At 66.1% G+C, this 26,153-nt stretch carries 26 protein-coding genes; 19 read left to right on the top strand and 7 right to left on the bottom strand.

The features are described 5' to 3' along the window. The first annotated feature begins 10 nt into the window (after nt 1–10). The 15 genes from PMI12_RS07115 to accD all read left to right on the top strand — a co-directional run bounded on the left by PMI12_RS07115 (nt 11) and on the right by accD (nt 15,850). A complete protein-coding gene (locus PMI12_RS07115) occupies nt 11–712 on the top strand; it encodes a succinate dehydrogenase iron-sulfur subunit (protein WP_007830508.1) in 702 nt (233 codons plus the stop codon). 23 nt (nt 713–735) lie between these two features. Then, the gene (locus tag PMI12_RS07110) at nt 736–1,050 is read left to right on the top strand and encodes an FAD assembly factor SdhE (protein WP_007830507.1); all 315 of its coding nucleotides are present in this window, start codon (nt 736–738) and stop codon (nt 1,048–1,050) included. A gap of 24 nt (nt 1,051–1,074) precedes the next feature. Then, nucleotides 1,075–2,385 carry a citrate synthase gene (gltA, locus tag PMI12_RS07105; protein ID WP_007830506.1) on the top strand — a complete coding sequence of 437 codons (1,311 nt, stop codon included), beginning with the start codon at nt 1,075–1,077 and terminating at the stop codon, nt 2,383–2,385. Between the two features lie 121 nt (nt 2,386–2,506). Further along, the gene (locus tag PMI12_RS07100; protein ID WP_007830505.1) at nt 2,507–2,647 is read left to right on the top strand and encodes an entericidin A/B family lipoprotein; all 141 of its coding nucleotides are present in this window, start codon (nt 2,507–2,509) and stop codon (nt 2,645–2,647) included. Between the two features lie 115 nt (nt 2,648–2,762). Further along, nucleotides 2,763–3,716, top strand: coding sequence for a LysR substrate-binding domain-containing protein (locus tag PMI12_RS07095; protein ID WP_007830504.1), 954 nt, complete (start codon nt 2,763–2,765; stop codon nt 3,714–3,716). A gap of 45 nt (nt 3,717–3,761) precedes the next feature. Next, nucleotides 3,762–5,183 (top strand): 3-isopropylmalate dehydratase large subunit, encoded by a 1,422-nt coding sequence (gene leuC, locus PMI12_RS07090; RefSeq protein WP_007830503.1) that lies wholly within the window; start codon nt 3,762–3,764, stop codon nt 5,181–5,183. Nucleotides 5,184–5,199: 16 nt separating this feature from the next. After that, entirely contained in the window at nt 5,200–5,850 is a 651-nt protein-coding gene (leuD, locus tag PMI12_RS07085; protein WP_007830502.1) for a 3-isopropylmalate dehydratase small subunit, read from the top strand. Nucleotides 5,851–5,893: 43 nt separating this feature from the next. After that, on the top strand, nt 5,894–6,982 hold the full coding sequence (gene leuB, locus PMI12_RS07080) for a 3-isopropylmalate dehydrogenase (protein ID WP_007830501.1): 1,089 nt from the start codon (nt 5,894–5,896) through the stop codon (nt 6,980–6,982). A gap of 90 nt (nt 6,983–7,072) precedes the next feature. Then, nucleotides 7,073–8,218 carry an aspartate-semialdehyde dehydrogenase gene (gene asd, locus PMI12_RS07075; RefSeq protein ID WP_007830500.1) on the top strand — a complete coding sequence of 382 codons (1,146 nt, stop codon included), beginning with the start codon at nt 7,073–7,075 and terminating at the stop codon, nt 8,216–8,218. A 169-nt stretch (nt 8,219–8,387) separates the two neighbouring features. Then, complete coding sequence (locus PMI12_RS07070; protein ID WP_007830499.1) at nt 8,388–11,201, top strand: FimV/HubP family polar landmark protein; 2,814 nt, start codon at nt 8,388–8,390, stop codon at nt 11,199–11,201. Between the two features lie 29 nt (nt 11,202–11,230). Continuing rightward, entirely contained in the window at nt 11,231–12,052 is an 822-nt protein-coding gene (gene truA, locus PMI12_RS07065; protein WP_007830498.1) for a tRNA pseudouridine(38-40) synthase TruA, read from the top strand. Continuing rightward, nucleotides 12,049–12,741, top strand: a complete 693-nt coding sequence (locus tag PMI12_RS07060; protein WP_007830497.1) for a phosphoribosylanthranilate isomerase — start codon at nt 12,049–12,051, stop codon at nt 12,739–12,741. The genes truA and PMI12_RS07060 overlap by 4 nt, the downstream gene beginning before the upstream one ends. A gap of 47 nt (nt 12,742–12,788) precedes the next feature. After that, nucleotides 12,789–14,066 carry a tryptophan synthase subunit beta gene (gene trpB, locus PMI12_RS07055; protein WP_007830496.1) on the top strand — a complete coding sequence of 426 codons (1,278 nt, stop codon included), beginning with the start codon at nt 12,789–12,791 and terminating at the stop codon, nt 14,064–14,066. Next, nucleotides 14,066–14,911 carry a tryptophan synthase subunit alpha gene (gene trpA, locus PMI12_RS07050; RefSeq protein WP_007830495.1) on the top strand — a complete coding sequence of 282 codons (846 nt, stop codon included), beginning with the start codon at nt 14,066–14,068 and terminating at the stop codon, nt 14,909–14,911. Before trpB ends, trpA begins: the two co-directional genes overlap by 1 nt. A 66-nt stretch (nt 14,912–14,977) precedes the next feature. Further along, nucleotides 14,978–15,850: an acetyl-CoA carboxylase, carboxyltransferase subunit beta gene (gene accD / locus PMI12_RS07045; protein WP_007830494.1), complete on the top strand. Its 873-nt coding sequence runs from the start codon at nt 14,978–14,980 to the stop codon at nt 15,848–15,850. 68 nt (nt 15,851–15,918) lie between these two features. Here accD and PMI12_RS07040 read toward each other — a convergent pair whose 3' ends face one another. Further along, the gene (locus tag PMI12_RS07040) at nt 15,919–16,479 is read right to left on the bottom strand and encodes a YggT family protein (RefSeq protein ID WP_007830493.1); all 561 of its coding nucleotides are present in this window, start codon (nt 16,477–16,479) and stop codon (nt 15,919–15,921) included. Nucleotides 16,480–16,528: 49 nt separating this feature from the next. Between PMI12_RS07040 and PMI12_RS07035 the strand changes: the two genes are divergently transcribed. The 4 genes from PMI12_RS07035 (at nt 16,529) to PMI12_RS07020 (ending at nt 20,651) form a co-directional block, all read left to right on the top strand. After that, nucleotides 16,529–17,173, top strand: a complete 645-nt coding sequence (locus PMI12_RS07035; protein ID WP_007830492.1) for an LON peptidase substrate-binding domain-containing protein — start codon at nt 16,529–16,531, stop codon at nt 17,171–17,173. 123 nt (nt 17,174–17,296) lie between these two features. After that, a complete protein-coding gene (gene lysS, locus PMI12_RS07030) occupies nt 17,297–18,859 on the top strand; it encodes a lysine--tRNA ligase (RefSeq protein WP_007830491.1) in 1,563 nt (520 codons plus the stop codon). Beyond that, nucleotides 18,856–20,133 (top strand): Hsp70 family protein, encoded by a 1,278-nt coding sequence (locus tag PMI12_RS07025; RefSeq protein WP_007830490.1) that lies wholly within the window; start codon nt 18,856–18,858, stop codon nt 20,131–20,133. The genes lysS and PMI12_RS07025 overlap by 4 nt, the downstream gene beginning before the upstream one ends. Further along, nucleotides 20,130–20,651, top strand: a complete 522-nt coding sequence (locus tag PMI12_RS07020) for a M48 metallopeptidase family protein (protein ID WP_007830489.1) — start codon at nt 20,130–20,132, stop codon at nt 20,649–20,651. The genes PMI12_RS07025 and PMI12_RS07020 overlap by 4 nt, the downstream gene beginning before the upstream one ends. A 113-nt stretch (nt 20,652–20,764) precedes the next feature. Here the strand turns inward: PMI12_RS07020 and PMI12_RS07015 are convergent, their stop codons facing one another. From PMI12_RS07015 to recO, 6 genes are read right to left on the bottom strand one after another with little or no spacing between them, the layout of a single operon-like run. Beyond that, nucleotides 20,765–21,631: a DUF7164 domain-containing protein gene (locus PMI12_RS07015; RefSeq protein WP_007830488.1), complete on the bottom strand. Its 867-nt coding sequence runs from the start codon at nt 21,629–21,631 to the stop codon at nt 20,765–20,767. Between the two features lie 21 nt (nt 21,632–21,652). After that, nucleotides 21,653–22,999, bottom strand: coding sequence for a galactosyl transferase GMA12/MNN10 family (locus tag PMI12_RS07010; RefSeq protein ID WP_007830487.1), 1,347 nt, complete (start codon nt 22,997–22,999; stop codon nt 21,653–21,655). A gap of 3 nt (nt 23,000–23,002) precedes the next feature. Continuing rightward, complete coding sequence (gene nagZ, locus PMI12_RS07005) at nt 23,003–24,097, bottom strand: beta-N-acetylhexosaminidase (protein ID WP_007830486.1); 1,095 nt, start codon at nt 24,095–24,097, stop codon at nt 23,003–23,005. Beyond that, on the bottom strand, nt 24,094–24,486 hold the full coding sequence (gene acpS / locus PMI12_RS07000; RefSeq protein WP_007830485.1) for a holo-ACP synthase: 393 nt from the start codon (nt 24,484–24,486) through the stop codon (nt 24,094–24,096). The genes nagZ and acpS overlap by 4 nt, the downstream gene beginning before the upstream one ends. 13 nt (nt 24,487–24,499) lie before the next feature. Continuing rightward, nucleotides 24,500–25,276, bottom strand: coding sequence for a pyridoxine 5'-phosphate synthase (locus PMI12_RS06995; RefSeq protein ID WP_007830484.1), 777 nt, complete (start codon nt 25,274–25,276; stop codon nt 24,500–24,502). Then, nucleotides 25,273–26,043, bottom strand: a complete 771-nt coding sequence (gene recO / locus PMI12_RS06990) for a DNA repair protein RecO (protein ID WP_007830483.1) — start codon at nt 26,041–26,043, stop codon at nt 25,273–25,275. Before recO ends, PMI12_RS06995 begins: the two co-directional genes overlap by 4 nt. Between the last annotated feature and the right edge of the window lie 110 nt (nt 26,044–26,153).

The raw sequence follows: 26,153 nt of genomic DNA, 5'->3' as shown, positions 1-26,153 counted from the left end.
GGAACACACGATGAAGCGCACATTCCAGATCTACCGCTACGACCCGGACAAGGACGCCAAGCCCTACATGCAGACTGTCGAGATCGAACTCGACGGCCATGAGCGCATGCTGCTCGACGCCCTGATGAAGCTCAAGGCGCAGGACCCGACGCTGTCGTTTCGCCGCTCGTGCCGCGAAGGCGTCTGCGGTTCCGACGCGATGAACATCAACGGCAAGAACGGTCTGGCCTGCCTGACCAACATGAACACGCTCAAGGGCACCGTGGTGCTCAAGCCGCTGCCGGGCCTGCCCGTCATCCGCGACCTGATCGTGGACATGACGCAGTTCTTCAAGCAGTACAACTCGATCAAGCCCTACCTGCAGAACGACAGCGTGCCGCCCGAGAAGGAGCGCCTGCAGTCGCCCGAGGAGCGCGACGAGCTCAACGGCCTGTACGAGTGCATCCTGTGCGCGAGCTGCTCCACGAGCTGCCCGAGCTTCTGGTGGAACCCCGACAAGTTCGTGGGCCCGGCCGGCCTGCTGCAGGCCTACCGTTTCATCGCCGACAGCCGCGACGAAGCCACCGCTGAGCGCCTGGACAACCTGGAAGACCCGTACCGCCTGTTCCGCTGCCACACGATCATGAACTGCGTGGACGTGTGCCCGAAGAGCCTGAACCCGACCAAGGCCATCGGCAAGATCAAGGAACTGATGGTGCGCCGCGCCATCTGACGCCCGTCCTGCAAGAAGTCACCATGCAAACCGCCGCCGACTCCGACCAGCCGCTCAGCGAACGTGCGCTGAGCAAGCTGAAATGGCGCTGCCGGCGCGGACTGCTCGAGAACGACCTGTTCATCGCCCGCTTCTTCGAGCGGCACGAATCCCGCATGACCGTGGGTCAGGCGGGAGCGATGGAGACATTGATGGACCTGTCGGACAACGATCTCCTCGACCTCCTTCTGCGCAGAAAGGAGCCCGAGCCCGAATGGGCCGGGGCCGAGGTGGTCGCATTGCTGCAGCTGATGCGAACCGACGGCGCACAGCGTCCCGCCATCTCTCCTTCGTCCTGAATCCACCTCTGAAAGTAAACCGAAATGAAAGCATCCGATACCAAGGCCACGCTGTCGTTCAGCAACGGCGGCGACAGCGTCGACCTGCCGATCTACAAGGGCACCGTGGGCCCTGACGTGATCGACATCCGCAAGCTGTATGCGCAGACCGGCATGTTCACGTACGACCCAGGCTTCATGTCGACGGCGGCTTGCCAATCGGCCATCACGTACATCGATGGCGACAAGGGCGAACTGCTGTACCGCGGCTACCCCATCGAGCAGCTCGCAACCAACTGCGACTTCCTCGAGACCTGCCACCTGCTGCTGTACGGCGAACTGCCGGACGCCGCCAAGAAGGCCAACTTCACCAAGATCGTGACCAACCACACGATGGTGAACGAGCAGATGCAGTTCTTCCTGCGCGGCTTCCGCCGCGATGCGCACCCGATGGCCATCATGACCGGCCTCGTGGGTGCGCTGTCGGCCTTCTATCACGACAGCACGGACATCAACAATCCCGAGCACCGCGAGATCGCCGCGATCCGCCTGATCGCGAAGATGCCCACGCTCGTGGCCATGGCCTACAAGTACACCGTCGGCCAGCCCTACATGTACCCGAAGAACGACCTGAGCTATGCGGGCAACTTCCTGCACATGATGTTCGCCACGCCGTGCGAGGAGTACAAGGTGAACCCGGTGCTCGAGCGCGCGCTCGACCGCATCTTCATCCTGCACGCAGACCACGAGCAGAACGCCTCGACCTCGACCGTGCGCCTGTGCGGCTCGTCGGGCACCAACCCCTTCGCGGCCATCGCGGCCGGCGTGGCCTGCCTCTGGGGCCCGGCCCACGGCGGCGCCAACGAAGCGGCGCTCAACATGCTCTACGACATCCAGAAGGAAGGTGGCGTGGAGAAGATCGGCGAGTTCATCAAGAAGGTCAAGGACAAGAACTCGAACGTCAAGCTGATGGGCTTCGGCCACCGCGTGTACAAGAACTACGACCCGCGCGCCAAGCTGATGCAGGAAACCTGCAACGAAGTGCTGACCGAGCTGGGCCTGGAGCAGGATCCGCTGTTCAAGCTGGCCAAGGAACTCGAGAAGATCGCGCTGGAAGACGAGTACTTCGTGTCGCGCAAGCTCTACCCGAACGTCGACTTCTACTCGGGCATCGTGCAGCGCGCCATCGGCATCCCGGTGCCGCTGTTCACCGCGATCTTCGCACTGGCCCGCACGGTCGGCTGGATCGCCCAGCTGAACGAAATGATCGGCGACCCCGAGTACAAGATCGGCCGCCCGCGCCAGCTGTTCGAAGGCTCGCCCAAGCGCGACGTGCAGCCCATCGGCAAGCGCTGATCGCGCTGCCTGCGCTCAATACGGAAAGCTGCCCTCGGGCAGCTTTTTTGCGTCTTGGCCGACATGCAGCGCGCGGAAATCGGCGATAGCCTGCAACGCGCTTAGTCGAAGGAGTTTCATCATGAAGTCGCTCGTCGCATTGTTCGCGGTCGCGTTTACTCTTGCCGTGCCACTGTCGGGTTGCAACACCTGGAGAGGAGCCGGCCAGGACATCCAGAAGGCAGGGGAAAAGATGGAGGATTCGGCCAAGAAGCGTCAGTGACGCCTCCTTCGCTCATCGCGCGACGACAGTAATGCCATCGCGCATGGCGATGACCAAGACCTGAAAACAAGGGGAAAATACGGGATTCCATCTCCATATGAGATGCCAAACCCGTATGACCTCTTCCGAACGCAACTTCGCCCGGCGCATCGACCTCACGTCGCTGCAACTGTTCGTGGCCGTTTGCGAACTGGGCAGCATCGGGCGGGCGGCGGAACGCGAATTCATTGCCGCTTCGGCCATCAGCAAGCGGCTTTCGGACCTGGAAGCCACCCTGGGCACCACCCTGCTCTACCGCCACGCGCGAGGCGTCGATCTTTCCCCCGCGGGCGAGAGCCTGCTGCACCATGCGCGCTCGGTGCTCTACAGCCTCGAGAAAATGCAGGGCGAACTCAGCGAATACGCCGAGGGCGTGCGCGGCCATGTCCGTGTGCACGCCAACATCTCGGCCATCGTGCAGTTCCTCCCCGAGGATCTCGGCGCCTTCACGCGCGAGCACGACGCGATCAAGATCGACCTCGAAGAGCATCTGAGCAACGAGGTGGTGCGCGCGATCCAGGAAGGCGCCGCCGACCTTGGCATCTGCCACATTCCCGACGGCACCAACGAGTTGCAGACGCTTCCCTACCGCCACGACCGGCTCGTGCTGATCGTGCCGGCCGGGCACCCGCTGGCCACACAGGGGCCGATCGATTTCTCCGCCTCGCTGGACTTCGACCACGTCGGCCTGCACACCAACAGCTCGATCTACGTGGCCATGCACCAGGCCGCGCTGGAGGCGGGCCGCGGCGTCAAGCTGCGCATTCACGTGACGGGGCTCGACGCCATGTGCCGCATGATCGACAACGGACTGGGCATCGGCGTGATGCCGCAGCGCGCATTCGAACTGTTGCAGGCAGGCATCGGCAGCCGCCTGCGCAGCGTGGCGCTGAACGACACCTGGTCCAGGCGCGAGATCCGACTGGTGGCACGCGACTTCTCCACCTTGCCGGTGGCCGCGCGCACATTGGTCAACCATCTGCGCACGTCGGCGGCCGCCGCCGATGCCGCCGAGCCTCTCGCCGCATAGAACGCAAGACAATTCACCTCCCCACGAAAGACAGAAGAGACCGACATGGCACGCACGCTCTACGACAAGATCTGGGACGAACACGTCGTCCACACCGAGGAAGACGGCACCGCGATCCTCTACATCGACCGCCACCTGGTGCACGAAGTGACCAGCCCGCAGGCCTTCGAAGGCTTGCGCGAAGCCGGCCGCAAGCTGTGGCGCATCAGCTCGGTCGTGGCCACGGCCGACCACAACACACCGACCACCGGCTGGGAGCGCGGCTACGAAGGCATTGCCGACCCGACCAGCAAGGAACAGGTCACCACGCTGGACCACAACATCGCCGAATTCGGCGCCGCCGCGTTCTTCCCGTTCCTGAGCAAGCGCCAGGGCATCGTGCACGTGATCGGCCCTGAATCGGGCGCGACGCTGCCGGGCATGACGGTCGTCTGCGGCGACTCGCACACCTCCACGCACGGAGCCTTCGGCGCGCTGGCGCACGGCATCGGCACCAGCGAGGTCGAGCACGTGATGGCCACGCAGACGCTGCTCGGCAAGAAGGCAAAGAACATGCTCGTGAAGGTCGAGGGCAAGCTGCCTTTGGGCTGCACGGCCAAGGACATCGTGCTGGCCATCATCGGCAAGATCGGCACGGCCGGCGGCACGGGCTACACCATCGAATTCGCGGGCTCGGCCATTCGCGACCTGAGCATGGAGGGCCGCATGACGGTCTGCAACATGGCCATCGAGGCCGGCGCGCGCGCCGGGCTGGTGGCGGTCGACGAGAAGACCATCGCCTACGTGAAGGGCCGCCCGCTCGCGCCCACCGGCGTTGAATGGGACCAGGCCGTGGCCTACTGGCGCACGCTGCAGTCCGACCCGGGTGCGAAGTTCGATGCCGTGGTCGAACTCGACGCCACGCAGATCCAGCCCCAGGTGACCTGGGGCACCTCGCCCGAGATGGTGGTCGACATCAACGGCCGCGTGCCCGATCCCGACAAGGAAAAGGACGCCAGCAAGCGCAGCGCCATCGAGCGCGCGCTCGTCTACATGGGCCTGGAGCCGAACAAGGCCATGAACGACATCTTCATCGACAAGGTGTTCATCGGCTCGTGCACCAATAGCCGCATCGAGGACATGCGCGAAGCCGCTGCCGTGGTGAAGAAGCTGGGCCAGAAGGTCGCCAAGAACGTGAAGCTCGCGCTGGTCGTGCCCGGCTCGGGCGTGGTGAAGGAACAGGCCGAGCGCGAAGGACTCGACCTGATCTTCAAGGCCGCGGGCTTCGAATGGCGCGAGCCCGGCTGCTCGATGTGCCTGGCGATGAACGCCGACCGCCTGGAACCCGGCGAGCGCTGCGCATCCACCAGCAACCGCAACTTCGAAGGCCGCCAGGGCGCCGGTGGCCGCACCCACCTCGTGAGCCCGGCCATGGCCGCCGCCGCCGCGGTGCACGGCCACTTCGTCGACGTCCGTACGTTCGCCTGACCCCAAAGAGATTCACATGCAGAAATTCACCGTGCACAAGGGCCTCGTGGCCCCGATGGACCGCGAGAACGTCGACACCGACGCGATCATTCCGAAGCAGTTCCTCAAGTCGATCAAGAAGACCGGCTTCGGCGTGAACCTGTTCGACGAATGGCGCTACCTGGACGCCGGCTTTCCGGGCCAGGACCCGGCCAGCCGCAAGCCGAACCCCGACTTCGTGCTGAACCAGCCGCGCTACGCCGGCGCCTCGGTGCTGCTGACGCGCAAGAACTTCGGCTGCGGCTCGTCGCGCGAACATGCGCCGTGGGCGCTCGACCAGTACGGCTTCCGCGCGATCATCGCGCCGAGCTACGCGGACATCTTCTTCAACAACAGCTTCAAGAACGGCCTGCTGCCGATCGTGCTGCCCGAAGCGCAGGTGGCCCAGCTGTTCGACGAGACCTTCGCCTTTCCGGGCTACACGCTGACCATCGACCTGGAGCGCCAGGTGGTCGTGAAGCCTGACGGCCAGGAGTTTGCGTTCGACGTGCAGGCCTTCCGCAAGTACTGCCTGATCAACGGGCTGGACGACATCGGCCTGACGCTGCGCCACAAGGACAAGATCAAGGCCTTCGAGGCCGAGCGCCTGGCATCGAAGCCTTGGCTGGCGCACACGATGATCTCGTGATCGACCGCATTTCCGTTTTCAAGAAAAAACCTCGGACCAACTTATGAAAATCGCAGTTCTCCCCGGTGACGGCATCGGCACCGAAATCGTGGCGGAAGCCGTCAGGGTGCTCGAAGTCCTCGACCTGAAGTTCGAGATGGAGTCGGCGCTGGTCGGCGGTGCCGCCTACGAGGCCCACGGCCATCCCCTGCCCGATTCGACGCTGAAGCTGGCAAAGGAATCCGACGCGGTGCTGTTCGGTGCGGTCGGCGACTGGAAGTACGACAAGCTCGACCGGCCGCTGCGCCCCGAGCAGGCCATCCTGGGGCTGCGCAAGAACCTGGGCCTGTTCGCGAACTTCCGCCCGGCCATCTGCTACGAGCAGCTGGTGGGCGCATCGAGCCTGAAGCCCGAGCTGATCGCGGGCCTGGACATCCTGATCATCCGCGAACTGACCGGCGACATCTACTTCGGCCAACCGCGCGGGCGCCGCACTGCGGTCGACGGCCACTTCCCGGGCGCCGAGGAAGCCTTCGACACGATGCGCTACTCGCGCCCCGAGATCGAACGCATCGCCCGCGTGGCCTTCGAGGCCGCCCGCAAGCGCAGCAAGCGCGTGACCAGCGTGGACAAGGCCAATGTGCTCGAGACCTTCCAGTTCTGGAAGGACGTCGTCACGGAGGTGCACAAGGACTATCCGGACGTCGAGCTCGACCACATGTACGTCGACAACGCAGCCATGCAGCTCGTGAAGGCGCCCAAGAAATTCGACGTGGTCGTCACCGGCAACATGTTCGGCGACATCCTCTCGGACGAAGCCGCGATGCTCACCGGCTCGATCGGCATGCTGCCCTCGGCATCGCTCAATTCGAGCAACCAGGGCCTGTACGAGCCCAGCCACGGCAGCGCGCCGGACATTGCCGGCAAAGGGGTTGCCAATCCTTTGGCTACAATCCTGTCTGCTGCCATGATGCTTCGCTTTTCACTCAACCAGCCCGAAGCTGCCGACCGTATCGAGTCGGCGGTCAAGGACGTGCTCGCTTCGGGGCTGCGCACGGGCGACATCTGGTCGGAAGGCACGAAGCGCGTCGGCACCCGCGAGATGGGCGACGCGGTCGTTGCAGCAATCACCAAAAAGACGATTACCGGCTAACCGCAGCCCGCTTCGTCACGCCCCTCCCCGGCTCGACGAGTCGGGGGCAAAAAAAGACAACTTTTTCTTTTTTCACAAGGGCAAACTGAAATGGCGAACGCATCCAATCAACCTCTGGTCGGCCTCGTAGGCTGGCGCGGCATGGTCGGCTCGGTCCTGATGGACCGCATGCAGGCCGAAGGCGACTTCGGTCTCATCGAGCCGGTCTTCTTCTCGACCTCCAACGCTGGCGGCAAGGCTCCGGCAATGGCCAGGAACGAAACCGCGCTGAAGGATGCGAACGACATCGAGGCACTGAAGAAGTGCGACATCGTCATCACCTGCCAGGGCGGGGACTACACCAGCGAGGTCTTCCCCAAGCTGCGCGCCGCGGGCTGGGCCGGCCACTGGATCGACGCCGCCTCCACCCTGCGCATGCAGGACGACGCGGTCATCGTGCTTGACCCGGTCAACCTGCCGGTGATCCAGAACGCGCTCGCCAACGGCGGCAAGAACTGGATCGGCGGCAACTGCACCGTGAGCTGCATGCTCATGGGCGTTGGCGCCCTCTACAAGGCCGGCCTTGTCGAGTGGATGACCAGCATGACCTACCAGGCAGCCTCTGGCGGCGGCGCTCAGCACATGCGCGAGCTGCTGACCCAGTTCGGCACCCTGAACGCCGAAGTGCGCGCGCTGCTCGACGACCCGAAGTCGGCCATTCTCGAGATCGACCGCAAGGTGCTGCACAAGCAGCAGAACCTGAGCGCAGCCGAAACGGCCAATTTCGGCGCGCCGCTGGGCGGCTCGCTGATCCCCTGGATCGATAAGGACCTGGGCGACGGCATGTCCAAGGAAGAGTGGAAGGCCGGTGCAGAAACCAACAAGATCCTCGGCCAGGGTGCGGGCTTCGGCACTGCCGCCGTACCCGTCGATGGCTTCTGCGTGCGCGTCGGTGCGATGCGCTGCCACAGCCAGGCCCTGACCTTCAAGCTCAAGAAGGATGTCCCCCTGGCCGACATCGAAGCGATGATCGCCGCGGACAACCCGTGGGCCAGCGTGGTGCCCAACACGCGCGAAGCCACCGTGAAGGACCTGACGCCGGTGGCCGTGACGGGCACCATGAACATTCCGGTCGGCCGCATCCGCAAGCTGGCGATGGGCCCTGAGTACGTCGGTGCCTTCACCATCGGCGACCAGCTGCTGTGGGGCGCCGCCGAACCCCTGCGCCGCATGCTGCGCATCCTGCTCGAAGCTTGATGCAGGCAGCTCAGGGCCTTTTGAAACACAAACTGTTGCCTTCCGGCAACGGAAGATGTGATCGTAAGTATGCGCGCACTGGGTAGAACACGCGCACTGCCTTGTCAGTACCCGGTGATGGTGCTAACGTCCTCTTACAAATTCTGGGCCTGAGCCGCCCCCTATCAGCATGACAAGACATCTGTTGCCTGCGGCCAGCCCATCGGCCGCTCGCCCGCTTCTGCCATCGAATGGCTGGCGGCTTTCCATCCTCGGCGCGGCGGCAGCCGTGGCCCTGGGCATCGCCAGCACCGACGCCAGCGCTTTTGCGCTGGGTCAGCTGAAGGTGCAATCGGCCTTGGGCGAACCGTTGCGCGCCGAGATCGACGTGACCGAAATCGCCGCCAACGAGGCGGACGGTCTGAAGATCAACATCGCCACGGCCGAAGCCTTCAAAAACGCGGGCGTTCCGTACAACTCGGCACTGAGCGACGTCAAGGCGACGCTGCAGCGTCGCGCCGGCGGCCAGTACGTGGTGCGTCTGAGCGGCAACCGCCCATTGAACGACCCGTTCGTCGACCTGCTGCTCGAAGCCAACGGCGCCTCCGGCCGGATCGTGCGCGACTACACCGTGCTGCTCGATCCGCCGGCCACGCGCCAGCCAACGACCAGCGCGCCGGCCACGCCCATTGCACCCCGGATCGCCACGCCGACCGAACGCACTGCCCCGGCAGCGCGTGCGCGCCGCGAGCGCGCCCCTGTGGCGGCGCCATCGGCAGCACCCGCGGCGCCTGCGCCGGCCGCAGCAGCGCCCGCGCCGGTCACTGCGGCCGCACCTGCTCGCAGCAGTGGCGGCGAACAGGTTACGGTGCAGCGCGGCGACACCGCCAGCAAGATCGCGGCCGCCCACAAGCCCGCCGACGTGTCCCTGGACCAGATGCTGGTCGCGTTGCTGCTCGCCAATCCGGATGCGTTCTCGGGCGGCAACATCAACCGCATGCGCGCCGGCGCCGTGCTCGATCTGCCGAGCAGCGCCGAGGCGGCCGCCGTCCTGCCGGACGAAGCCCGCCGCACGGTCACGGCACAAAGCCGCGACTTCGGCGCCTATCGCCAGCGGCTGGCCGACAACGCGCCGACCTCGAACGTCGCGGCCGCGAGCCGCAAGGCCTCGGGCAAGCTGCAGGCCAACGTCGAAGACCGCAACGCGGCGGCCAGCACGCCCGACAAGCTCACGATCTCGCAAGGCAGCGCGGCCTCCCGCGCCGCCGACGAGAAGGTCGCCCAGAGCCGCCAGGCGCAGGACAGCAGCAACCGCGTCGCGGAACTGTCGAAGAACATCAGCGAGCTGAACAAGCTCAAGGCTGCAACGGGCACCGGTTCGTCGGCACCTGCTGCTGCCGGTGCGGCTGCACCGGCACCGGCAAAGCCGGGCATCCCGGTTCCGACACCGGCCACCAGCGCGACGGTCGCGCCTCCAGTCGCCGCAAGCCCTGCCCCCATTGCTGCGCCGGCGCCAGCCCCGGCCCCGGCTCCTGTCGTCGCGGCCGCACCCGCAGTTCCTGCAGCGGCAACGGCAGCACCGAGCCCCGCCGCGCCCACGACCGAGGCAACTGCTGCCGCTCCTGCTGCTGCCCCGACGGCAGAGGCCGCCGCTGCCGCACCGGCAGCAGCCGCAACCGATGCAGCTGCTGCTCCCGCAACTCCGGCTGCGAGCGCCGCCGTGGCTGCCACGGCACCCAAGCCGGCCGTGAAGAAGCCGGCACCGCCGCCCCCGCCGGAGCCCACCTTCCTCGAAGAGCTCCTGGACAACCCGCTGATGCTGGCCGGCGCGGCGCTGATCGCGCTGCTCATCGGCTTCCTGCTGTACCGCGTGCTGGGCCGCCGGCGCGAGGAAATGAGCGAGAGCGTGTTCCTCGAAAGCCGCATCCCGAAGGACTCGTTCTTCGGCGCCAGCGGCGGCGAATCGGTCGACACCAAGCATCGTGGCGACTCCACCGTCTCGTCGCTGTCGTACTCGCCGAGCCAGCTCGACGCGGGCGACGTCGATCCCGTGGCCGAAGCCGACGTCTACCTGGCCTATGGCCGCGACCTGCAGGCCGAGGAAATCCTGCGCGAAGCGCTGCGCCTGAACCCGGACCGCACCGCCATCCACCTCAAGCTGCTCGAGATCCACGCCAAGCGCCGCGACGTGCGTGCCTACGAAGGCCTCGCCACCGAAGTGCACAAGCTGACGGGCGGCCTCGGCTCCGACTGGAACCGTGTGGTCGACATGGGCAAGGATCTCGATCCGGGCAACCCGCTGTACGAATCGGGCGCTCCCCGCAGCGGCGGCGCCAGCGCGGCCGAGACGGCCGCCTTCGCGGGCGCCCTCGCCGCGGCCGCCAAGCCGGCAGCACCTACTCCCGTTGCGCCGCCGGTTGCCGTTGCTCCGCCCGCCTTCGTGCCCTCGGTGGCACCGCTGGACTTCGACCTCGACCTGACCACGCCGCCGGCACCCGCCCCCGCACCGGCCCAGCAACATGCACCGGTCAGCGCCAGCCTGCCGAAGTCGATCTACGCGTCCGCTCCGACGACCGCACGCCCCCCAGCCCCCCTGTCGAATGGCCACGCCGCCACGCCTGTCGATCTCGAAAACGATTTCGACACCGCCCCCGGCGCGCTGACGGTCGACACGCTCCCCGGTTCGCTGAGCGATGCGGACAACACCCGCCCCGCCATGCTGCGCAATGCGCTGCCGGCCGACTCGGGCTTCATCGAGTTCGACATGAGCGCGCTGGCAGGCCTGCCAGCCCGCCCCGCCGAAACCGCGAAGCCCGCCGCAACCGCCACGCACGATGACGATGAAGGCGACGACAGCCCGCACGCCGTCAAGCTGTCGCTGGCTCGCGAACTGCAAGCCATCGGCGACGTCGAAGGTGCCCGTTCGCTGGTCGAGGAAGTCGAAGCCGAAAGCGCCGGCGATCTCAAGTCGCAAGCCCGTCAGCTGCTCGCAGAACTGCGCTGAGCGGTTGTTGTTGTACCGTCCCTGAATTCGTGAGGCTGGCGCTCGGCATCCGGTACAACGGCCAGGCGTACGAGGGCTGGCAAAGCCAGCGCTCGGGCCGCACGGTGCAGGACAAGCTCGAAGCGGCCCTCACGAAGTTCGCCGCGCAGCCATCCGGCAAGATCGGCACGCTGTGCGCCGGCCGCACCGACGCCGGCGTCCACGCGCTGATGCAGGTGGTGCACTTCGACACCGACGTCGAGCGCGAACCCTTCTCCTGGACGCGCGGCACCAACCGCTTCCTGCCCGACGACATCGCGGTGCAGTGGGCGCACCCGGTGCCCGATGAATTCCATTGCCGCGCCAGCGCGCTGGCACGCCGCTACCTCTATGTGCTCTCGCAGTCGCCGGTGCGGCCCAGCCTGGATTCGGGCCGGGTCGGCTGGTCGATGCATGCGCTCGACGGCGATGCAATGCGCAAAGCCGCCGCCGTGCTCATCGGCACGCATGATTTCAGTTCGTTCCGTGCCTCGGCCTGCCAGGCCAAGTCGCCCGTGAAGAACCTGCGCCGCATCCAAGTCACGCGGGTTGGCGAAGGCGAACGCTGCCGCTGGCATTTCGAGTTCGAGGCCGACGCGTTCCTGCACCACATGATCCGCAACCTGATGGGCTGCCTCGTGCGCATCGGCCGCGGCGACGAGCGGCCCGAATGGATTGCCGAGGTGCTCGAGGCGCGCAGCCGCAAGGCGGCGGCGCCGACCTTCTCCGCGGACGGCCTGTACTTCCTGGGCCCGTTGTACGACGCCAAGTGGGGTCTGCCGGCCGAGGCGACGCTGCAGGCCGGCGGCGCTCCGTATGATGGACCTCCATGACGTCTCCCCGCACCCGCATCAAGATCTGCGGCCTCACACGCGAGGCCGACGTGGATGCCGCGGTCGAAGCGGGTGCCGATGCCATCGGCTTCGTGCTCTATGCGAAAAGCCCCCGCGCAGTGACGGCCGAACGCGCTGCCGAACTCGCTTCGCGCCTGCCCCCGTTCATCACACCGGTGCTGCTGTTCGTGAACGAGGATGCTCCTGAAGTCATAGCAGCACTCGCCCACGTGAAGGGCGCGATCGCCCAGTTCCACGGCGAGGAAACGCCCGAACGGTGCGAGGAAGCCACCGGCCCAGGCCGCTTCCGCTACATGCGCGCCGCCCGCATTCCACTGGGGGCTGCCGGCGCCGGCTTCGACCTCGTAAAATACGCTTCCGATTACTCCCACGCCCAGGCCATCCTGCTCGACGCGCATGTCGAAGGTTATGGCGGTGGCGGCAAGGCATTCGATTGGTCACTTCTTCCACCCGCCGTCGACGCTCACCTCGTCTTGAGTGGTGGGCTCACACCTGCAAACGTGAGCGATGGCATTCGCATCCTGCGGACGCGCTGCAAGACGCTGTCCGTTGATGTGAGCTCGGGCGTCGAAATCGACGGTCCCGGGAACAAGGGCCTCAAGGACGCCGGAAAGATCCGGCAATTCGTCGCAGCCGTCAGGGCGGCCGACGCGTCCTTCTCCAGCTAGCCGCCGCAGCCGATCGATGTCGGGCTGCGGCCCACCGATCGAGAACCATGCAAAGCAACTACCAGCAACCCGACGCGACCGGCCATTTCGGCAATTACGGCGGCACCTTCGCGAGCGAAACGCTCACCCACGCGATCAACGAACTGCGCGACGCGTACGCCAGGTTCAAGGACGATCCGGCCTTCCTTGCCGAATTCCACTACGAGCTGAAGCACTTCGTCGGCCGTCCCTCGCCGATCTACCACGCCGCGCGCACCAGCCGCGAAATGGGCGGCGCGCAGATCTACCTGAAGCGCGAGGACCTGAATCACACCGGCGCCCACAAGATCAACAACGTGATCGGCCAGGCGATGCTCGCGCGCCGCATGGGCAAGCCCCGCGTCATCGCCGAGACCGGCGCCGGCCAGCACGGCGTGGCCACCGCCACCATCTGCGCACGCTACGGCCTCGAATGCGTGGTCTACATGGGCAGCCAGGACGTGAAGCGCCAGAGCCCGAACGTCTACCGCATGAACCTGCTCGGCGCGACCGTGGTGCCCGTCGAATCGGGCAGCAAGACGCTGAAGGACGCGCTCAACGAGGCGATGCGCGACTGGGTCACGAACGTGGAAAACACTTTCTACATCATCGGCACCGTGGCCGGTCCGCACCCCTACCCGACCATGGTGCGAGACTTCCAGAGCGTGATCGGCACCGAGTGCATCGAGCAGATGCCCGCCATGCTCGCGGCCGACGGCATTACCGGCGAGGCCGAGGGCAAACAGCCCGACGTGGTGGTCGCCTGCGTGGGCGGCGGCAGCAATGCGATGGGCATCTTCCATCCGTACATTCCGTTCACGGGCACGCGCCTGATCGGCGTCGAGGCGGCAGGCGAAGGACTCGACAGCGGCAAGCACTCGGCCTCGATCCTGCGCGGCAGCCCGGGCGTGCTGCACGGCAACCGCACCTACCTGCTGCAGAACGACGACGGCCAGATCACCGAGACGCACAGCATCAGCGCGGGGCTCGACTACCCCGGCGTGGGCCCCGAGCACGCGTACTTGGCCGACATCGGCCGGGCCGAATACGTCGGCATCACCGACACCGAGGCGCTCGAAGCCTTCCATTATTTGTGCCGAACGGAGGGCATCATTCCCGCGCTCGAATCCAGCCATGCCGTGGCCCACGCGATGAAGCTCGCGAAGACCATGCGCCCCGATCAATCCATCCTGGTGAACCTCTCGGGCCGTGGCGACAAGGACATCGGCACCGTGGCCGACCTGTCGGGCGTCGACTTCTATGACCGCCCCTCGATGCGCGGCCTCAGCGTGAAGGGAGGCAAGTGATGAGCCGCATTGCAACCACCTTCGACGCACTGAAAAAAGACGGCCGCCGCGCCCTCATTCCCTACGTCACCGCCGGTTTCCCGTTCGCAGACATCACGCCCGAGCTGATGCACGGCATGGTCGAGGCCGGCGCCGACGTGATCGAGCTGGGCGTGCCCTTCTCCGACCCCATGGCCGACGGGCCCGTGATCCAGAAGGCCGGCGAGGCCGCGCTGGCGTTGGGCATCGGCATGAAGCAGGTGCTGGCCATCGTCGCCGCCTTCCGCCAGAAGGACGCGACCACGCCCGTGGTGCTGATGGGCTATGCCAACCCGGTCGAGCGCTACGACCTCGTGCACGGAAAGAAGGCCTTCATCCGCGATGCGGCCGCGGCCGGCGTCGACGGCCTGCTGGTGGTCGACTACCCGCCCGAGGAATGCGAAGCTTTCGCTGCGGACCTGAAGGCGGCCGGCATCGACCTGATCTTCCTGCTCGCGCCAACGAGCACCGACGAGCGCATGGCGCAGGTCGCGCGCATCGCGAGCGGCTACGTCTACTACGTGTCGCTCAAGGGCGTGACCGGCGCCGGCCACCTCGACACCGAGGCGGTCGGGCAGATGATTCCGCGCATCCGCCAGCACGTGAGCATTCCGGTCGGCGTGGGTTTCGGCATTCGCGACGCGCGCACCGCGCAGGCGGTCGGCTCGGCCGCCGATGCGGTCGTGATCGGTACGAAGATCATCCAGTTGATCGAAGACCAGCCCCGCGAAAAGGTCGTGCCCGTGGTGCGCGAATTCCTCGCCGGCATCCGCGAGGCGCTCGATGCGCTGCCGGCGGCTATCCCGAAGAATGCGGCTGGCCGATAATCGCTGCTGCCCCTCACCCCCAGCCCCTCTCCCGCATGCGGGAGAGGGGAGCTAATTCGGAGTCCTATGAGCTGGCTTGAAAAACTGCTACCCGCCAAGATCGCACAAACCGACCCATCGGAGCGCCGCCAGGTGCCCGAGGGCCTGTGGATCAAGTGCCCCGCCTGCGAGACCGTCCTCTACAAGACCGACCTCGAGCACAACCAGAACGTCTGCCCCAGCTGCAGCCACCACCACCGCATCGGTGCCCGCGCGCGGCTCGACGCGTTCCTCGACGCCGAGGGCCGCTACGAAGTCGGCCAGGAAGTGCTGCCGGTCGACGCCCTGAAATTCAAGGACAGCCGCAAGTACCCCGAGCGGCTCAAGGAAGCGCTGGAGAACACCGGCGAGACCGACGCGCTGGTCGTCATGGGCGGCTCGGTGCACAGCATCAGCGTGGTCGTGGCCTGCTTCGAGTTCGAGTTCATGGGCGGCTCCATGGGCAGCGTGGTCGGCGAGCGCTTCGTGCGCGGCGTCGAAACCGCCATCGAGCAGAAGGTGCCCTTCATCTGCTTCACCGCCACCGGCGGCGCGCGCATGCAGGAAGGCCTGCTCTCGCTCATGCAGATGGCCAAGACCAACGCCGCGCTCACGCGCCTCGCGAAGAAGGGCCTGCCCTACATCAGCGTGCTGACCGACCCGACCATGGGTGGCGTGTCGGCCGGCTTCGCCTTCGTGGGCGACGTGGTCATTGCCGAGCCCAAGGCGCTGATCGGCTTCGCCGGCCCGCGCGTGATCGAGTCGACCGTGCGCGTGACGCTGCCCGAAGGCTTCCAGCGCGCCGAGTTCCTGCAGACCAAGGGCGCCATCGACTTCATCAGCGACCGCCGCGAACTGCGCAAGACCATTGCCAGCTCGCTGGCCATGCTGCTGCGCCAGCCGGCCGACGCGGTCAGCTGAGGAACGAACAGCAAGCCAATGCAAAAGAGCCCGGGTGCATCGCACCCGGGCTCTTTTGCTTGTGAGGCTCAGAACGTCAGTTGATAGGCAAACACCAGCAGGTTGCCCAGCACGATCGCGATCACCTGCAGTACCACGATGGCCGCCAGCGGCGAGAGATCGACGCCACCGATCAGCGGGATGAAGCGCCTGAAGGGCCGCACCAGCGGCTCGGCCAAACGGGAGATCAGGTCAAGCAGCATCGGCGACGCGCCCGGAATCCAGGACAGCACCGCATAAACCACCAGCAGTGCGGTCAGGCCTGAGACGGCCAGCTGCATCAGCCCGACCAGCGACACCAGGGGAAGGGTCGCGATCCGCCCCAGGTTGCCGGCAAGCAGCCACAGCAGCAGGAACTTCAGCAACACCAGCAGCCAGGCCGCTATCAGGCTGGCAAGGTCCCAGCGCTTCACCGACGGCACGATGCGCCGCAGCGGCAGCACGATCCAGTCGGTGATGGCGAACACGAAGCGCCCGAGCGGATTGCCGAACGGCACCCGGTGGTACTGCATGTAGAGGCGCAGCAGGCAGGCGCCGCCGAGCAGGCCGACGATCACGTCGAGGAGGAACGAGGGAATCTGATAGAGCATGGGGCGCAGCCGTGAGCGGAATGCGATGATAGCCACGCAAGGCTCTTCGATGACGACACTACCCCTTTTGCATTCACTGCCATTGTTTCCGCTCGGTACGGTCCTGTTTCCGGGCGGCCTTCTTCCGCTGCGCATCTTCGAGGTCCGCTATCTCGACATGATCGGCAAATGCCGAAAGGCCGACGCGCCCTTCGGCGTGGTGAGCCTCACCAGCGGCAGCGAAGTGCGCAAGGCCGGCGCCGATGCGGAGAGCTTCGCCGCCATCGGGACGTTGGCGATGATTCGCGAGTTCGAATCGCCGCAAAGCGGGCTGCTGCAGATCGAATGCGTGGGCACGCAACGCTTCCGGGTGCGCGACACCGAGTTGCAGAAGCACGGTCTGTGGGTCGCCGAAGTGGAGGCCGTGGCCGACGACGTCGCGCTGGAAATTCCCGACGACCTGAAACACACCGCCACGGCACTGCAACGCCTGATCGACACGCTCGAGGAGCGGCGCCGCGAACAGGGCGGATCGGTACGGTTGCCCATCGGCATGCCCTACCTGCTCGACGATTGCGGCTGGGTGGCGAACCGCTGGTGCGAACTGGTGCCGATGCAGCTCGAACTGAAGCAGCGCCTGATGGAGCTCGACAGCCCGCTGATGCGCCTCGAGCTGGTCAGCGATCTGCTCGCACGCACGGGCATTGCTCAATAGATCGCTATATTTTTCGTAGCGCATTACGCAGGATCGGCGGGCATTGGACAGCGGCTTCGCCTGAATCCGATCGGCTAAAATGCCGGGCTCGCGCACGCTCCCGTTGCGCCTCACCCGCTCCCCATGTCCGATCACCTGACCCCTCCCATTCCCACGCCCGCTGCAGCGCCCGCCTCTGCGCCAGCCGTCGACGACAACCAGCTCATCGCCGAACGCCGCGAGAAACTCAAGCTGCTGCGCACAGCGCAGACCGAGGGCAAGGGGGTTGCGTTCCCGAACGACTTCAAGCCGGGCCACCGCGCCGCGGCACTCGTCGAGGCACATGGCGCCACCGAGGCCGAGGCCCTCGAAGCGCAAGCCGTTTCCGTGAGCGTGGCCGGCCGCATGATGCTCAAGCGCGTGATGGGCAAGGCCAGCTTCGCGACCGTACAGGACGCCACGAGCCGCATCCAGCTCTACGTGACGCGCGACGCGGTCGGCGAAGACGTCTACGCCGATTTCAAGCGCTGGGACCTCGGCGACATCGTGGGCGCCGAAGGCACGCTGATGAAGACCAAGACCGGCGAGTTGTCGGTCAAGGTCACGAAGCTGCGCCTGCTTACCAAGAGCCTGCGCCCGCTGCCCGACAAGTTCCACGGCATGGCCGACCAGGAGCAGAAGTACCGCCAGCGCTACGTCGACCTGATCACCGACGAAACCGCCCGTGCGCGCTTCACCGCTCGCAGCAAGGCAGTGAGCGCGCTGCGCGAATTCATGGTGGCCAATGATTTCCTCGAAGTCGAGACGCCCATGCTCCACCCGATTCCGGGCGGCGCGAACGCCAAGCCTTTCAAGACGCACCACAACGCGCTCGACCAGGAAATGTTCCTGCGCATCGCGCCCGAGCTCTACCTCAAGCGCCTGATCGTCGGCGGTTTCGAGCGCGTGTTCGAGATCAACCGGAGCTACCGCAACGAGGGCATCTCGGTGCGGCACAACCCCGAGTTCACGATGATGGAGTTCTACGCGGCCTACTGGAACTACCGCGACCTGATGGACTTCACCGAGACGCTGATCCGCACCATCGCCGACAAGGCCGTGGGCACGCAGCAGCTCACGTACGGCGGCAAGGCCGTCGATCTGACACAGCCCTTCGAACGCCTGACGATCCGCGAAGCGATCCTCAAGCACACCGACGCCGGCGACGGTGTGGACGACAGCGCCTGGCTGATCAATGCACTGCGCAAGATCGGCCTCAGCGAAGAGAAGGACAAGCTCTCGCAGCGCAGCCTCGCGAGCCTGCAGGTGATGTACTTCGAGGAAACCGTCGAAGAAAAGCTCTGGCAGCCGACCTTCATCATGGAGCACCCGACCGAGATCTCGCCGCTGGCGCGCGCCAACGACGAGCGCCCCGAAGTCACCGAGCGCTTCGAGCTCTACATCACGGGCCGCGAATTCGGCAATGGCTTCAGCGAGCTCAACGACGCCGAAGATCAGGCCGCGCGCTTCAACGCCCAGGTGGCCGCCAAGGACAGCGGCGACGACGAAGCCATGTTCTACGACCACGACTTCGTTCGCGCCCTCGAATACGGCATGCCGCCCACCGGCGGCTGCGGCATCGGCATCGACCGGCTGATGATGCTGCTGACCGATTCGCCGAGCATCCGCGATGTGATTCTGTTCCCGGCGCTGCGCAGGGAATCTTGAACGTGCAGTTACCGTCGTCGCTGCCGACGATCGGCATCGACTTCGGCACCTCCAACTCCGCCGTGGCCTGCCGGGTCGACGGCGAGGCCCGCTTGTTGCCCATCGAAGGCGCGGCCACCACCCTGCCCACCGCGATCTTCTTCAATGCCGAAGACCGAACCACGCATTTCGGCCGCGACGCCATCGGCCAGTACCTCTCGGGCACCGAAGGCCGGCTGATGCGCTCGCTGAAGAGCCTGCTCGGCAGCGCGCTGATGCAGGAGAAGACCGCCATTTACGACGGCCTCGTGAGCTTCGAGGACATCATCGCGCGCTTCCTGCGAGAGCTGGCCATGCGCGCCAGCCGTGAACTCGGCCAGATGCCCGAGCGCGTGGTGATCGGCCGGCCCGTGCACTTCGTGGACGACGATCCGAAGCGCGACGAGCGTGCCGAGGAAAGCCTGCGCCACGCGGCACACGCAGCGGGGTTCCGCGAGATCGCTTTCCAGCTCGAGCCGATCGCAGCCGCGTTCGACTACGAGCAGCACATCGCCAAGGAGTCGATCGTGCTCATCGTCGACATCGGCGGCGGCACCTCCGACTTCACCGTGGTGCGCGTCGGACCCGAGCGCGCGACCCGCGAGGACCGCAGCGACGACGTGCTGGCCACCAGCGGCGTGCACATCGGCGGCACCGATTTCGACCAACGCCTGAACCTCGAGCGCGTGATGCCGCAGTTCGGCTTCCGGCACCACGGCCCGCAGGGGCGCGAAGTGCCGAGCAAGGTGTTCTTCGAACTCTCCTCCTGGCACCTGATCAACTGGCTCTACGCCGCCAAGGCGGTGCGCCAGGCGAAAGACCTGCGCACGAGCTACAGCGACACGCGGCTGCACGACCGGCTGATGACCGTGCTCGAGGAACGGCACGGGCATCGCATCGCGAGTGCGGTGGAAGCGGCCAAGATCGATGCGTCGATCACCGACGCCGAAACCGCCATCGACCTCGGTTGTGCCGAGCGCGGGCTGGTGGCCTCGCTCACGCCGGCCGACATGGCTCAACAATTGGCAGGTTCGCTCGAGAACGTGATCGCCTGCGCGCACGCCTGCGTCAAGCGCGCGGGCCTGCGCAGCGGTGACCTCGACGCGATCTATCTCACCGGCGGCTCTTCCGCCCTTCGGCCGTTCCAGCACGCTCTGCGCAGGAGCTTCGCGGGCGTGAATCTGGTCGAGGGTGACCTGTTCGGCGGCGTGGCTACGGGGCTCGCCTGCGCGGCGCGCACCGGGTACCGGGCATGAAATACCTGGCGGGCTATCCGGCGCCCCTGCTGGATCAGGTCCGCCAGCTGATGGCCGAGGACAAGCTGGCCGCGATGCTCGGCAAGCGCTATCCCGACGGGATGCACAGCGTGCAGACCGACCGCGCGCTCTACGACTACGTGAGTGACCTCAAGAGCGAGTTCATGCGCAAGGCCGAGCCGCTGTCGAAGGTCATGTTCGACAACAAGCTGCATGTGATCCGCAACGCGCTCGGGACGCACACAACAGTTTCGCGCGTGCAGGGCGGAAAGCTCAAGGCAAAGCGTGAAATCCGGGTGGCGAGCCTGTTCAAGGGCGTGCCCCTGGCTTGGTTGCGGATGATCGTTGTGCACGAACTCGCACATACCAAGGAAAAGAGTCACGACAAGGCCTTCTACGCGCTATGCGCGCACATGGAGCCCGACTACCATCAGCTCGAATTTGACCTGCGGCTCTACCTGACCCACCTGGACACCGGCGGCGAACCGCTCTGGTCGACGGCCTCGAAGGCGCCGTGACCGCCCGCCTTTCCCTTTTCCACGGATCGACCGCACCCATGTCCACCCCGCCGACCGAAGCCGTCCGCGAGACGCTGGCACGCATCGGACGCTGAAGACTTCCCGCGTCTTCCTCAGTCCACCGCGGCCCTTACCTGCTCGACGTCGGCGACGGCCAGCCAGTGGCAGTAGCCGCCCGAGGTGCGCCGGTCGATTTCGTCGAGCGCCATGCCGGCATATTTGCCAGCGCGGTACTGGTGCTTGGACCAGTACTGGTCGGTGTGCCACGCATGGATGTGCAGGACGTCGCTGCCCAGCGCGCGGTTCGCATAGGGCAGATGGTCAAGCAGTCCCAGCGAGCATTGCTGGGGGTAGGTGCGACGCAAGGCCAGTTCGCCCGCGTACATCGTGACGACGTTCTTGCACCAGCCCGGCCATGTACCCTGGAAGTGGCGAAACTCCTCGTCGAGCAGCTTGTTGCAGTAGTCGAGCTGGGACTCCACGAAATTGCAGACGAACTCGGACGGCCCGAGCACCGAAGCGCCGACGTTGTGCAGGCCGGAATGCGGAAAACCCCAGCGCTGGCTGCACTCGGACAGCTTGCGGCGAACCTCTTCTTCATAGGCGTACGCGCCGAAGCCGAAGCACAGGCCGGTCGGCGTGAAGTTCGTGAGCGCCGGCGTGACGAAGGTATCGCAATCGGTCTTCAGCAGGGTGTCGTACTTCCTGCACTCCTCGATCACGGCCGGCTCGCACAGGTTCGCCACGGAATTGATGTAGCCATAGCCGTTCCAGTCGGCATTGCGCTGCGCGTAGGGCTCGCTCGGAATCACGACGATCCGCTCGTCCTGAGGCAGTGCGCCGACGGCGTCCGGATGGCAGACGGCGATGATCCTTGCACGCGAGAACAGGTTCGAGAAGATCATGCTTTTGTAGAGCCATGAAAACTCGTCGATGATTTCCCGTTTGTTGTCGATGTAGACCAGCACGCCCATCGTCATGTCGTTTCCTTTCGCCAACTGCTATCGGATCCGTTGCGAGCGGGCATCCATCGCGGCCATGTACACGGAGCGGTAAGGCTCGCCGAGATTGATGAAATGCACCAGCAAGGAGTCCTCGCTGGCCAGATGCGGCGGCGTGTTGATGCTGAGGTTGTCAAGGATGTTCTGCTCGCCGACAAGGCCCTCTTCCATCAGCACCTCGTTCGTGTAGTACTGGTCGCCCTGGCTGCTGTAGACCGCCGACTTGTCAGCCACGCCGCCGATGCGCTCCCAGATGCGGTCGAGCAGGCGCGAGTTGCCGGGCGTGTTCCGAAAACCCATGACGCCAGAGTTGAACTGCCAGGCGCCGACGTCCTTGGCAAGCAGCAGGTCGCGGCCTTCGAGCAGTGGCTCGATGCGTTTCGCCTGGTTGTAGAAGACGACATCCGCATCCACCCAGATGACCCACTCATGACGGGTCAGGTGCTGGTTGATGAGCCAGCTCCGGATCCAGGAGCCGTTGATGTTCGGACCGATGGATGCGGGAATGTCGCGGTACACGTGGTACGCATGGCCATGCCTGTCGCAATAGCGGCGCACGTTGTGCTCGGACACCCGCGCGTAGCTCCGGATATGCGGCGTATAGAGCGTCAGAAAGGCGACGGGCGCCTCCGGGTTGTAGCTGTCCACCGCCGCCGGCGATACCTCCGGGTACGCCGGCTCCTGCAGGACCGGACGCCCCTGGGTCAACGCCTCGTCGACCTGCTCTGCCAGCAAGCGCTGCAGGTTCAGATCGTGCAGCATGTCCTCGCGCAGTTCGCCCTCCACCTCGACCGGCAGCGGTCCCAGGTTGACCACGAAGATCGACGCCTGGTACCACTGCGCAATGCGCCAGGACACGTTGACGTAGAACCCCTGCTCCATGGCATTGCATCCCAGCAGGCCCGCAGGCCGCAGGCGCGCGGCCTCGTCGATGCGTTTCGCCGCCAGCGCGATCACGTGCCCTGAATCGACGATCAACTGGTGCAGCATCGACCGGTTGGCAGCCGTGTTGCGCACGACCATCATGTTGGTCATGGCCAGGCCCGTCTGGCTGCCCACGGGAGGACTCTCGACCGCGAGCAGGTCACGTCCCTGCATCAGGACGTCGATCGCCACGGGGTGGAAGACCACCGAATCGCCATCGATGAAGAACAGCCAGTCTCCTTCGGTCAGCGTGCGCAGATGGCGCAGGATCTCGCTGTACTTGGCGCTGGCGCGAAGCGCCGGGTGAAGGATGCGGTCGCTCTCGATCCATTTGTGGGGATAGCCGTAGAGCCTGCAGTAGTGCGCGTGGTTGCGCAGCACCGCTTCGTCCTGGCGCTGAAGGATACTGAGGCACAAGGGCATGGCTTACTCCGCAAGGCCGGGCTGGGCCAACGCACGCTTGGCGTCACGGTAGGCCGTGGAAGCCACCAGTGCGTCCCAGGCAATCGAGGGGCCACTTGGCAACAGGCCCCTGCGGCGCGCTTCGCTGCGCATGTCAGGCTTCCAGCGCTCAGTACGCGCCGCGAGAGCGAAGTCTTCGAGCATTTCATCCAGCGGCGCGCCGTCGCCAACGCTCTTGTTGCACAGCATCGCCAGATCGCACCCGGCTTCGAGCGCAGCCAGCGCCGCATCGGCGTAGCTGAGCAACCGGCCATCGATATAGCGGCCCGCCTCCATGCTCAGGTCGTCGCTGAACACGGTGCCGCCGAAGGCAAGGCGCTGGCGCAGGATTGCCTTGAGCCACTTCGACGAAAACCCCGCCGGCCGCTTGTCGACCTTCGGATAGATCACGTGCGCAGGCATCACCGCAGCGAGCGTGCCCGACAGCCAGTCGTACGGCTTGGCATCGTCGTCCAGGATGGCCTTGAGGCCGCGCTCATCCACCGGAATCTCGACGTGCGAATCCGCATGCACGAACCCGTGTCCCGGGAAGTGCTTGCCGCAGTTGCGCATGCCCATCTGCAGCATGCCGTGCATCACGCTCTTGGCCAGCAGCGCGACCACGCGCGGGTCGCGGTGGAAGCTGCGGTCGCCGATGACGCTGCTGCCGCCGTAGTCCAGGTCGAGCACCGGTGCGAAGCTGAAGTCGACGCCGCAGGCGCGCAGCTCGCCCGCCAGCACCTGTCCGGCAGCGGTCGCGGCCTGGGTGGCGCGCATGGCGTCGCGCATCCACAGCTCGCCCAGCGCGCGCATCGACGGCAGGCGCGTGAAGCCGTCGGTGCGAAAGCGCTGCACGCGGCCACCTTCGTGGTCGACGCAGATCAGCAGGTCGGGCCGGATTGCCTTGATCTCGGCATTGAGCGCGGTCATCTGGGCGCGATCCCGCCAGTTGCGGGCGAAATGGATCACGCCGCCGACAAGCGGATTGGCGAGGCGCCGGCGGTCGGCGTCGTTGAGTTCGGTGGCCGCCACATCGATGATCAGCGGCGCGTGGGGGCGATCGGCAAGCCCGGCGGTCATGTTTTCTCCACCACCACGAAGCTCGCGGCGTATTCGGTTTCGTCGGTCACGGTCACGTGGGCCGTGAGGCCCTGCGCCTCGAACCAATCCTTCAGGTCGCCATGCAGCACGATGACGGGCTTGCCGCTGCGCAGGTTCGCGATTTCGCACAGCCGCCAGCTCATGGGCGAACGCATGCCCAGGCCGATAGCCTTGCTGAAGGCCTCCTTGGCGGAGAACCGGGTCGCAAGGTAGCTCAGGCCGCGCTTGGGCCAGCGAGCGCGGCGGGCTTCCCAGACCTTGAACTCGGCATCGCTCAGCACCTTGCGGGCAAAGCGTTCACCCTGCCGCTCGAAGGTCGCTGCAATGCGACGCAAGTCGCAGATGTCGGTGCCAATGCCGTAGATCATGCGGCGCTGGCGTTCATTGCTGCGCCTCGTCGATGCAGCGCAGGTAGTCGCGCGTGGCGGCCGTGTAGCCAAGCTCGAGCGCGTCGGCCACGAAGGCATGGCCGATCGAGACTTCCTGCACGCCGGGCACCGCGCGCAGGAAGGCGGTGAGGTTGTCGCGGCTCAGGTCGTGCCCGGCATTGACGCCCAAACCCGCGGCCAGCGCCGCGCGCGCCGAATCGGCATAGCGCGCCAGCACCGCTTGCTCGTCGGGCGTGCCGCGTGATGCCGCGTAGCCTTCGGTGTAGAGCTCGACGCGGTCGGCGCCCACGGCCTGGACCGCGGCCATCATCTCGGGGATCGGGTCCATGAACAGGCTGACGCGTACGCCCAGCGCCTTGGCTTCGGCGATCAGCGGGCGAAGGCGGTCGGCGTCGTCGGGGAAGGTCCAGCCGTGGTCGCTGGTCGACTGGGTTTCGCTGTCGGGCACGAAGGTGGCCTGGTGCGGCTTCAGCGTGCGCACGAAATCCATCAGGTTCTGGAACGGGTTGCCCTCGATGTTGAACTCGATGGCCGGCCAGTCCTTGGCGAGCAGCGCCGACAGGTCGCTGACGTCGTGCGCGCGGATGTGGCGTGCATCGGGCCGCGGATGCACCGTGATGCCGTGCGCACCGGCGGCCAGGCAGGCCTGGGCAGCCTTCACCACGCTCGGAATGCCCAGGTGGCGCGTGTTGCGGACCAGGGCGACCTTGTTGAGGTTGACCGACAGCGAGGTGGCAGTGGCGATGCCGGCATGGCCTGAAGTGCTCATAGTGCTTGCAGATCTCTCATCATTTGCCGCGTGCGCAGCGTGGACACGCCGCAATGGTAGTTGAGCAAGGCGCGCAACTGGTTGCGCAGGGCACTGTTGCTACCGGCGTTCATGGTGGCAATTTCACGCAACGTGGCGGTAAAAGGAGCCCGGTCGTCGAGAACGGCCTGCAGAGCCTGCCACTCGGTACCGGTCAGTGCTGCCTCGTCGGCGGCGGCCTGGCGCAATCCGGCTTCGGGCACGAGGCTGTAGCGCTCCCGGGCGGCGAGCGGTTCCAGCGTGAGGGTCTGCGCATCGAGCGAGGGCAGCAGGCCAACCCCGCGCAGCAGCAGCAGTTCGAAAGCGCGCAGCGCCGCCGCCTGGGTGGCCGCCTGGGCCTCGGCGTGATCGCCCGCCAGCACCTGAACAACCCCGGCGTAGGCGTCGAACAGCGCTTCGTGGGCGTCATCGCGCGCCAGCAGTCGCAGCAGCAGTTCGTTGACGTAGTAGCCCGACAGCAGCGCCTCGCCGGTCGGCATGACGTGGCCGCCCATCCATTCGGCGCCCTTGAGCGTGCGGATCTCGGCGTCGCCACCGTAGTTGAGCTGCAGCGGCTGCAGCGGCAGCAGCACGGGACGGAAGTTGGAGCTCGGCCGCTTCGCCCCCTTGGCCACGAGCGCCATGCGCCCGTGGTGGCGGGTGAATACCTCGAGGATCAGGCTTGACTCGCTCCAGTCGTAGCGATGGAGGACGTAAGCCGGCTCGTGCGAAACGCGGTGGGTGGCCATGTCAGTGCGCTATGGAGCATCGAGGCTTGAAGGCGGCAAACGCCGTGGAACCGGCTTCGCCGGGCCACTGGCGTTGCCCCCTGCAAGGGGGTTGGCGGCTACGCGAAGCG

Origin of the sequence: Variovorax sp. CF313, from assembly GCF_000282635.1 — a bacterium.
Classification (GTDB): Bacteria; Pseudomonadota; Gammaproteobacteria; order Burkholderiales; family Burkholderiaceae_C; genus Variovorax.
The sequence above is the reverse complement of the archived record's forward strand: the minus strand, read 5'-3'. Positions and strand labels throughout refer to the sequence as shown.